At 31.0% G+C, this 7,882-nt stretch carries 10 protein-coding genes; 7 read left to right on the forward strand and 3 right to left on the reverse strand.

Annotated features, from left to right (window positions below; all coding sequences use genetic code 11):
* The first annotated feature begins 88 nt into the window (after positions 1-88).
* From ACH2BG_RS06265 to ACH2BG_RS06275, 3 genes are read left to right on the forward strand one after another with little or no spacing between them, the layout of a single operon-like run.
* Complete coding sequence (locus tag ACH2BG_RS06265) at positions 89-418, forward strand: YtxH domain-containing protein (RefSeq protein ID WP_395046856.1); 330 nt, start codon at positions 89-91, stop codon at positions 416-418.
* Complete coding sequence (locus tag ACH2BG_RS06270; protein WP_395046857.1) at positions 418-768, forward strand: competence protein; 351 nt, start codon at positions 418-420, stop codon at positions 766-768. The genes ACH2BG_RS06265 and ACH2BG_RS06270 overlap by 1 nt, the downstream gene beginning before the upstream one ends.
* A gap of 2 nt (positions 769-770) precedes the next feature.
* Positions 771-1,025 carry a DUF6327 family protein gene (locus ACH2BG_RS06275; protein ID WP_395046858.1) on the forward strand — a complete coding sequence of 85 codons (255 nt, stop codon included), beginning with the start codon at positions 771-773 and terminating at the stop codon, positions 1,023-1,025.
* 17 nt (positions 1,026-1,042) lie between these two features.
* Here the strand turns inward: ACH2BG_RS06275 and ACH2BG_RS06280 are convergent, their stop codons facing one another.
* On the reverse strand, positions 1,043-2,026 hold the full coding sequence (locus tag ACH2BG_RS06280) for an SPFH domain-containing protein (protein WP_395046859.1): 984 nt from the start codon (positions 2,024-2,026) through the stop codon (positions 1,043-1,045).
* 195 nt (positions 2,027-2,221) lie between these two features.
* Between ACH2BG_RS06280 and ACH2BG_RS06285 the strand changes: the two genes are divergently transcribed.
* From ACH2BG_RS06285 to ACH2BG_RS06300, 4 genes are all read left to right on the forward strand, one after another.
* The gene (locus tag ACH2BG_RS06285; protein WP_395046860.1) at positions 2,222-2,881 is read left to right on the forward strand and encodes a PorT family protein; all 660 of its coding nucleotides are present in this window, start codon (positions 2,222-2,224) and stop codon (positions 2,879-2,881) included.
* 116 nt (positions 2,882-2,997) lie between these two features.
* Complete coding sequence (locus ACH2BG_RS06290; protein WP_395046861.1) at positions 2,998-3,723, forward strand: hypothetical protein; 726 nt, start codon at positions 2,998-3,000, stop codon at positions 3,721-3,723.
* A 5-nt stretch (positions 3,724-3,728) separates the two neighbouring features.
* Positions 3,729-4,313, forward strand: a complete 585-nt coding sequence (locus tag ACH2BG_RS06295; RefSeq protein WP_395046862.1) for a hypothetical protein — start codon at positions 3,729-3,731, stop codon at positions 4,311-4,313.
* A gap of 27 nt (positions 4,314-4,340) precedes the next feature.
* Positions 4,341-5,087 (forward strand): outer membrane beta-barrel protein, encoded by a 747-nt coding sequence (locus tag ACH2BG_RS06300; protein ID WP_395046863.1) that lies wholly within the window; start codon positions 4,341-4,343, stop codon positions 5,085-5,087.
* A 35-nt stretch (positions 5,088-5,122) separates the two neighbouring features.
* Here the strand turns inward: ACH2BG_RS06300 and gltX are convergent, their stop codons facing one another.
* Positions 5,123-6,628, reverse strand: coding sequence for a glutamate--tRNA ligase (gene gltX / locus ACH2BG_RS06305; protein WP_395046864.1), 1,506 nt, complete (start codon positions 6,626-6,628; stop codon positions 5,123-5,125).
* 122 nt (positions 6,629-6,750) lie between these two features.
* A complete protein-coding gene (locus ACH2BG_RS06310) occupies positions 6,751-7,782 on the reverse strand; it encodes an alkane 1-monooxygenase (RefSeq protein ID WP_395046865.1) in 1,032 nt (343 codons plus the stop codon).
* Positions 7,783-7,882: the final 100 nt, after the last annotated feature.

The following is a 7,882-nucleotide window of genomic DNA, read 5'->3' on the forward strand; positions in this document are numbered from 1 at the left end:
ATAAAAATTGTGGTTTTTATGTTTAACTACTATTTAACACTAGATCAAGATAAATTTTGTAAATTTAAATTAATTAAATTGAAAAAATATGTCAAACAAGAATAGAAATAATGCATTAGCACTTTTAGTTGGTGCAGCAATTGGAGTTGGAGTCGGAATTTTATTTGCTCCAGATAAAGGTTCAAAAACTAGAGAAAAATTAAAAGCTAATTTGGATGATTGGAAAATTGATGTCAATAATAAATTGGCAGATTACGAAGAAGACCTTCGAGAAAAACTTTCTGGTTCAAAAGAAGATTTAAAAGAATCTGTAGAAAATTTACTTTCTAATTCTAGTTATAAAGCCGAAGAAGCCATTTCATTTCTAGAAGAAAAATTAGCCGAATTAAAAAAACAAAACGCTAAACTTCAAAAATAATGGCATTTGAAGATTTAAAAGAAAACACAGAAGCTGTTCAAGAGAACACTAAAGCTTATATTGAAAGTAGCATTGCTTACTATAAACTGTGGGGTTTTAAAGTAGCCATGAAGTCTACTACTTTAATGCTAAAGTTTTTTCTTATCACAATATGTCTTTCAATTGTATTGCTTTTTGTATCTGTTGCAGGTGCTTTTGCTTTGGGTAATTTATTAGATAGTTATCCATTAGGTTTTTTATGCGTGGCTGTAGTTTATTTAGTTTTAGCTTTGCTTTTATTTTTAGTAAAAGATAAAATTGTAGAAGGAACCATTTTAGAAAAATTCTCAGAAATATTTTTTAACGATTAATTATGGAGAACAAAAAATATTCCTCATACGCTGAGATAGAACGCGATTTAGAAATTCTTAAAGTAGAAAAAGAAATCTATTATCAAAAAATACTTTTAAGTATAGATAGAACTAAGGAAAGTATTCTTCCTTCTAAGTCGGCTACTTTTATTGGTAATTTGTATCAAAAGGTTTTTTCGGGAATGTATGGAACGATATTAAAGATGATTATTCCTTATGTATTCAACTGGTATTTAAATAGAAAAAGAGGCAATTAAGCCTCTTTTTCGTTTTTTTATTTTATTTCATCTGCTTCAGAAGTATCCGACGGATTATAATCGGTTGAAGTATGATTTTTAGATTTTACTCTTTTGGGTTGGGTTTTCATTTGCTCTCCAATTATGTTGGTAGCAGCAAAACTTGTTACCATCGTATTTAACATATCACTTGCAGCTTGTGGCGAATTAGGTAATAAAATTAAGTTCGAATTCGTATCAGCTCCAATTGCTTGCAAAGTATCGTAATGTTGTGTGATTACGATAAGCGCCGATGCTTCTTGCGAATTGATTCCTACTTCATTCAAAACCGCTACACTTTCTACAAGTCCACGAGCAATCTCACGACGTTGATCTGCAATACCTTGACCTTGCAATTTTTTACTTTCAGCTTCAGCTTTTGCTTTGGCAACAATACGAATACGTTGTGCTTCACTTTCGAACATTGCAGCAGTTTTTTCTCTTTCGGCAGCATTTATACGGTTCATAGCGTTTTTTACCTGAATATCTGGATCAATATCGGTAACTAAAGTATTAATAATATCGTATCCATAAGTAGTCATAGCTTCATTTAACTCACGTTTTACAGCAATTGCCACATCATCTTTACGAACAAAAACATCATCAAGAATTAGTTTAGGAACTTCGGCACGAACCACGTCAAAAACATAAGCCGTAATCTGATCGTGTGGATACTCTAGTTTGTAAAAAGCCTCATAAACATGTTCTGGAATTACTTTAAACTGAACCGAAACTTTCATTTTAATAAAAACATTGTCCTTAGTTTGTGTTTCGATCATGACATCTAATTGTTGAATTTTTAGATTTACACGACCTGCAATTTTGTCGATAACAGGCAATTTGAGTTGTAATCCCGATTGTCTGATTCCAGTAAATTTTCCGAAACGCTCAACAACAACCGCAGTTTGTTGTTTTACAGTAAAGAAACTCGAGAAGAAAATAAATAATCCGAAGACTACAAAAACGATAAAAAATGTACTCATTGTAATAGTTTTTAGTTTGTTATATTGGTTATACGTTAGTTTGTATTGAAAGTTACAAAGATGTAGCTTAATTATTGTTACTTTTGCGTAAATTAAATATTAAGGAATGAAATATTTATGATACCTAAATCATGAACACAAATGAAATATCCTCATAAATATACCATATTCCAATAAAAAAAATATTATCTACGTATGAAAAAACTAATTTTATTATTAACACTTATTTGCTCATTATCAGGTTTTTCACAACATGGTCGTCGTGACGGAAACCGTATAGGAATAATGGGAGGAATTACCCAAACTACTCTAACGACATCAAATTTTGCTTCAAAACCAGCAACTGGTTGGGTTGCGGGAATGGCTGTGAGAGGAAATTACTATAATGATTTTAGCGCAATTTTTGGAATGCAATTTTTCGAAAATAACATTACAGTAGCTACAACTAAACCATTATCGTTTACTCCAGAAGAAGTAAATTTTAAAACAATGGGTGTTCAAATTCGTTTATTAGCGAGTTATAATTTGATAAAAGATCATGTTTCTATCGATTTTGGACCAGTTTTACAAGTAAATGACAAACTAAAAATAAATAGTAAATCAGAACTAAATAATGTTACTGGAACTTTGCTAACTGCTAAAGAAATTACAGATGTTACAAAGCTTAACGGAAATGCTTATGTTGGTATTTCTGCTGGAACAAAAAGAATTCGTGCCGTTTTTAACTATCAATATGGTTTGAATAATTTCTTAAATAATCTCAATAAAACCGATGAATTGAAATTGAAGAACAACAACAGTAATTTTAAGGGTCATTTAGGTATTATAAGTGGACAGTTGTTGATTAATTTGTAAGAAAAAACAAATTAAAACATTTATCGAAAATCAAAATAGAAATCGTGCAAATAATTTATATTTGCGCGATTTTGTATTTTACAAAACCAAAATTTAATTCTTAACCTATTTTATTTATGAAAAAAGTATTACTTGTATCCCTTTCTTTGGGAGCAATTTTGTTTTCAAGTTGCCAAAAAGAAGAACCTGTTAGATGTATTCTTCCAGCAATTTCTTCTTCGAATAATTCACCAGTTATTCAAACAGGAACAATCACCCTTAAAACACCAGTTTCTGAAGACACTGCCGTTACTTACGAATGGACTGGACCAAACGGATTTGAGTCTAACTTAGCTAATCCAACCATTTCAAATGTAACTTCAGCTATGGCTGGCGAATATAAAGTAAAAATGATAAAAGGTATTTGCGAAAGCCCAGAATCTTCAAATGTTGTTGAAGTTATTGCGGCTGTTGTAAGTTGTGCGCCAAATAATAATACATTAACTTTTACTCGTTCATCACTAACAGGAATGACTTTTAATTCAGTTTACACAACTGCAAGTAGTGGGAGTTTCGAGATTCGAGCTGGAGGATCTAATGGTGATTTAACAATTGAATTTGCATCTTCTGCAACACCAACTCCTGGATATTATGATATCAGCAATGATTGCCCAACTTCATTTTTATCTGGAAACGAAGTATGTGTTTCGATGGTTTATTCAGGTTATTTTTGTCGAGCAAATGGAGGAAAAATACTTGTTACAGAGGTAGGCGGAAAAATATCAGCTGTTTTTTGTGATGTTTTATTTAATTCGTCTTTACCGTTTGATATGACAGCTATGTCTAAGGTTACTAAATCATAATAGTTATGAAAAAATTATTTATTTTACTTTGCTTTTTAAGTCTATCATCTTTTGCGCAAACGGCTTATTTTTTTAATAAAAAAGGTGAAAAAATAGTCATGCGTGATGATACAGTAGAAATTCTCGTTGTAGACGACAGAATATCTTATGCGGAAGTTGGTAAGAGTTGGGAAAAATATATCAGATTTAAAGATCTTGATTATGCTATTGTAGGACCACATTATTTTAAATCTTTCAAATTAATAAACGCAAAAGGTAAGTCAGAAAAAGAAACAGCTTTTTTTGTTTTAGCGGAAACTAAAGATAAAAAATTATTATCTTATACAGTAACAGTGACAGGTAAGTATGGTTCTTCAAAATATTACAACATCTATTGCATAGATAATAATAACAACATACTCGATTATGTAAAACTTAATGAAAGTTTTGTTTATAAAGGTGCAAGAATGAAAATTTCGCCAATGATAAACAAACATTTTTCTGATTGTCCAGAAGTAATGAGTGAATTTTCAAAATATGAAGACACAGATGAAAAACACTTAAATGTTTTAGGCTTTTTCGATAGTCAAAGATATATGAAATGTAATTAAAATATAAAAAAAGAAATCAAAACAGAAATGAAAAAAGTAATATTATTTGCTATTTATTTAGCAACATTTGCAGTATATAGTCAGGCTCCTAGAGGTTTTTATGCAACTGCCGGAATAACTCAAACAGATTTAAAATCTTCTGATTTGTTGTCTACACCAGGAATAGGTTATAAGGTAGGTCTTAATTTTAATATGGGTTATCATGAGAATTATAACTATCAGATAGAAATGTTATTCAATCACAGAGCATTAAACTTTAAAACAGTTACTGCCGATTATCAAACAGTAGGTGAACAAAAATATTTATCAGAGACAATAGATGTTGGTTTTTATTTTAATTATTATATACTAAAACCAGAAGAAGATAAATTCTTTTTAGGGCCACAAATAGGTTTTGCAGCAGCTATTACGGGACAGTTTACACCTGCAAAAACAAAAACTGCCGAGTATGACTTTAGTAACTACTCAGAAGAATCATATAATGAGTATTACAACAATGAAAACAGATACTTATTACCATATTTATTAGATGAAGGTAGTTTCGAAAACACTCCACAAATAAACTTTGACGCAGGTCTTGGTTTAACAGGTGGTTATAATGATTTTAGATTTGATTTACGTTACACAAAAGGCTTAAATAATCGTCTTTCTGGTGTTGAAACTAATAATTATGATGAAAGTCATACTTATACAGGTCCAGCTCTTAGCGGAAAACTAAACACTATTTCTTTTTCTGTTTCTTATCTTTTCTGGAAAAGAATAAGAAAACAGTAATAAAAAAAGCCTCGAATTTCGAGGCTTTTTCTTTTTTATAATGTAGCTATTGCTTTTTCAATTCGCTTAATCGTTTCTTCTTTCCCAATCATTTCTACGATATCAAAAAGATGTGGCCCCATCATTTTACCTACTAAACTCAATCTAAATGGTTGCATGACTTTACCCATTCCTATTTCGTTTTGCGTCATCCAATCTTTTATAATAGTTTCAATATTTAATGAGGTAAAATCTTCTATTGTATTTAAAACTAGGATTAATTGCTTCATTAATTCAGGAGTTTCTTCTTTCCAGTTTTTTGCAGCTTTCTCGTCATAAAATGTTGGTGCTACAAAGAAATAATCGGATAAATCCCAAAGTTCATTTACAAAATGAGCACGTTCTTTTACTGACGCAACCACTTTAGTTACATAATCTAAATTTGAAGTAATTCCGTTTGCTTCGACTATTGGCAAGAATAATTCAGCCAATGCATTGTCTTCTTTCTTAACCAAATATTGGTGATTAAACCATTTGTTTTTCTCAGGATCAAACTTCGCTCCTGCTTTGTGAATTCTATTTAAATCGAATTTTTGTATCAATTCTTCTAACGAAAAAAGCTCTTGTTCGGTTCCGTCATTCCAACCCAACATAGCCAAGAAATTAAGCACAGCTTCTGGGAAAAACCCATTTTCTTTATAACCTAATGAAGTTCCTTCTTCTGTTTTCCATTGCAATGGAAATACAGGAAAACCTAATTTTTCGCCATCACGTTTGCTTAATTTTCCGTTTCCTACAGGTTTTAAAATTAATGGTAAATGCGCAAATTCTGGCGCTTCCCAACCAAATGCTCTGTATAGCAAAACGTGTAATGGCATAGACGGCAACCATTCTTCTCCACGAATTACGTGCGAAGTTTCCATCAAATGATCATCGACAATATTAGCCAAATGATAAGTTGGCATACCATCAGATTTAAACAAAACTTTATCGTCTAACAAATTAGTTTCAAACTTAATGTCGCCACGAATAATATCCTTCAGATGCAAAGTTTCATTGACAGGTGTTTTAAAACGAATCACGTAATCTTCTCCAGCAGCAATTCTTTCAGCTACTTTTTCAGAAGTATTGGTTAGTGAATTGTCTAATGTTTCACGAACCGTATGATTGTAAATAAAGGTATTTCCCGCTGCTTCAGTCGTTTTTCTTAAAGTATCTAAACTCTCAGGCGTATCAAACGCATAGTAAGCCCAACCAGAATTTATCAATTGATCGGCATATTGTTTGTATAAATGTTTTCTTTCTGATTGTCTGTAAGGACCAAATTTTTCATTTTTATCCATCGTTTCATCAGGAGAAATCCCTAACCATTCTAAGGCTTCCATGATATATTTTTCGGCACCAGGAACAAAACGATTTTGGTCGGTATCTTCTATTCGTAAATAGAAAACCCCGTTATGTTTTTTGGCAAATAAATAATTAAATAAAGCAGTACGAACACCACCTATATGCAAAGCTCCTGTTGGACTTGGTGCAAAACGCACACGAACTTGTTTAGACATTTTAGTAAATTTTGATGCAAAGATAAATGTTTAACCACAAAGTACACAAAGAAGGCGCAAAGTTCACAATGATTTTGATTGTGTGCTTTGCGCCTTATCTGGTTTTATATTAAATAATATGGTTAAATCTTCATTTCTATTGGAACTCTCTTATTCATCACCGCAAACCATAATGGTGGTATAAATGAAATTACCATACTAGTTGGATAGCCGTATGGCATTTGTGGAGAAACATCATGATATTCTAAAATTTGATATTTTTTCTGAGATTTGAAATGATGATCACTATGACGTGTTAATTCGTATAACATGATCCTTCCTAAAATATGATTAGAATTCCAAGAATGTTTTTCAGAAACTCGTTCAAATCTTCCTGATGGAAGTATATTTCTTCTTAATCCATAATGCTCTATGTAGTTAATCGTTTCTAGCAATAATAGCCCAACAATACCTGCAAATGAAGCTAATAATAATCCATTTAGTCCAAAAATTATATATAGTGAAGCTAGATAACTTATTTGAATTAGAGTGAACCAAAACATATCGTTTTTTACAGAATAAAATGGACGGTTTTCTATTTGATTAAGTTTCTTCTGAATTTCCCAAGCTTTTAGGTAGGTTCCAGAAACAGTTTGCCACCAGAAAGTATACAAGCTTTGATTGTATTTTGCTGTCGAAGGATCATTTGGGGTCGAAACATGTAAATGATGACCATGATTGTGCTCTATAAAGAAATGGGTATAATGGGAAGGAATTAATAATATTTTTGCAAAAATTCTTTCGTACAGTTTTTCTCTATGTCCTAACTCATGAGCCACGTTTATTCCGTTTGCACCTAAAACAATTCCTAGACTCAAAGTTGTTCCTGTAAGTTCGAATGCGGTTAAATTATTTTGTGTAACTTTCCATATTGTAAAAAACAAGATTCCGTACACAATAGGAATGTTTAAGTACAAAAGAAAGTCAAAGAACCTATTTTTTAGACGGTTTTTCATTTCTTCTTCCGAATAATTATCTTCATTAGTAGGAAGTATAATCTCAAATAAAGGTATTAATACAAAAGCAAATAATACTCCAGAATAACTTAAAACTCCTTGATAATGAATCCCTAACATACTAATAATAGGAATTGAATAAGCTAATAAATATTTCATAACAGAATGTTTTTCTTATAAAAATACTAAAGTTTTTTTAATGTTTTGATATTCAGCAAAAATTGTAACTTTATAAGTTATAATTTAATGAATGTAATTT

Origin of the sequence: Flavobacterium sp. (assembly GCF_043779715.1) — a bacterium.
Classification (GTDB): Bacteria; Bacteroidota; Bacteroidia; order Flavobacteriales; family Flavobacteriaceae; genus Flavobacterium.